Source organism: Falsiroseomonas sp. HW251 (genome assembly GCF_050563545.1).
Taxonomy (GTDB): domain Bacteria; phylum Pseudomonadota; class Alphaproteobacteria; order Acetobacterales; family Acetobacteraceae; genus Falsiroseomonas.
This window is the reverse complement of record NZ_JBNXUM010000085.1, coordinates 1-1,238: the sequence shown is the minus strand read 5'-3', so window position 1 is coordinate 1,238 and position 1,238 is coordinate 1. Positions and strand designations below refer to the sequence as shown.

Genomic DNA, 1,238 nt, shown 5'->3' with positions numbered 1-1,238 from the left:
GCCGGACCGCTGCGCCGCATCGCGGGCTCGGCCGAGGCGGTGGCCGGCCTGCCGCCCGGCGCCGGCGACACCCTCGCCGACGACAGCCCCTGGAAGCCGGACGGCCCCGCCGAGCCGCCCGCCGCGCTCGCCGCGCCGCGGCCGGAGGCCTGAGCGATGCTCGAGCTCCTGGTCTGCGCGCTCTTCACGATCGTCCCCGATTTCCTCTACCGCCGCTTCGCCCAGGGCAAGCGGATCGGCCGGGAGATCACGGTCTTCTCCGTCTGGTTCGAGCTGCGCTGGGGCATCGTGGGCTGCCTGATCCTGACGGTCAGCCTGATCACTCTGATCTTCTACTTCCACCCCGCCTCGACCTTCGTCAGCGCGGTCTACCGCAGCGTGCCGATCATCCCCGAGACGATCGGCCGCGTCGCCGAGGTCTATGTCCGCGGCAGCGACGACGTGACGGCGGGCGAGCCGATCTTCCGCCTCGACGACCGCTCGCAGCGCACGGCGGTGGAAACCGCGCGGCGCCAGGTCGCCGAGGTGGATGCCGCCTTCGTGCTCGCCCGCGCCGACCTCGCGCAGTCCGAGGCGCGGGTGCTGGAGGCGCAGTGGAACCTGCAGCAGGCGATCGACGAGTACGAGACCAAGCGCGAGCTCGCCCGGACCGACGTGGCGGCGCGGCGTGAGGTCGAGCGGCTCGAGGTGCTGGTGCGCGTCCGCCAGGCCGGCGTCGCCGCCGCCGAGGCCTCCCGCAGCGCCGTCGAGGCCCGCATCGCCGAGCAGCTTCCCGCCCAGAAGGCATCCGCCGAGGCCGCGCTGGAGCAGGCCGAGGCAGAGCTCGCCAAGACCGTGGTGCGCGCCGGCGTGGATGGCCGGGTCGAGCAGTTCACCCTGCAGGTCGGCGACGTCGTGAACCCACTCGCCAGGCCCGCCGGCGTGCTGGTGCCGGCGAACCGCGGCATCCTCCGTCCCGTGCTCGCCGCCGGCTTCGGCCAGATCGAGGCGCAGGTGATGCGCACGGGGATGATCGCCGAGGCGTCCTGCGCCTCGCTGCCCTGGCGGGTCATCCCGATGGTGGTCACCAACGTCCAGGGCTTCATCGCCACGGGCCAGCTGCGCAGCACCGACCAGCTGATCGACCTCCAGACCTTCCGCCAGCCCGGCACGGTGCTGGTGATCATGGAGCCGCTCTACCAGGGCGGGCTGGACGGCGTGGTCCCCGGCAGCAGCTGCGTGGCCAACGCCTACACCTC

The 1,238-nt window shown here is 73.2% G+C and carries 1 protein-coding gene; it reads left to right on the top strand.

All coding sequences use genetic code 11. The features are described from left to right. Positions 1–156: 156 nt before the first annotated feature. Positions 157–1,238: HlyD family secretion protein (locus ACLF3M_RS35260; RefSeq protein WP_430661689.1), on the top strand; the 1,082-nt coding region annotated here is incomplete at its 3' end.